The organism is Mycobacterium sp. VKM Ac-1816D, assembly GCF_000416385.1.
In the GTDB taxonomy this organism is placed as follows: Bacteria; Actinomycetota; Actinomycetes; order Mycobacteriales; family Mycobacteriaceae; genus Mycobacterium; species Mycobacterium neoaurum_A.
In genome coordinates this window covers 1-228 of the sequence record NZ_AOHQ01000054.1, presented here as the reverse complement: position 1 = coordinate 228, position 228 = coordinate 1, and the positions used below count along the sequence as shown (strand labels likewise).

General features: G+C 70.2%; 1 pseudogene. It reads left to right on the top strand.

The window, feature by feature from the left end:
* A pseudogene (locus G154_RS26645) lies at window positions 1-228 on the top strand (HNH endonuclease); the annotation flags it as partial.

Genomic DNA, 228 nt, shown 5'->3' with positions numbered 1-228 from the left:
GCCGGCGTTGACGATCGCGCAGCGGTTGGGCGGTATCGGTATCGAGTTCGCCGATGCCGTGGGCAGAGGTGTCGCGCACGTGGAGTCTCGAGTGCCGTTGTCCGAGGGGGATCGGGCGGCGGTGGTGCGTGCGTTGATGGTGCAGACCACGCCGGCCGAGGTGGCCGCCAAGGCCCGCACGATCGCCATCGACCGAGTCGCGGCGCTACCGGTCGAGCAGCAGGTGGT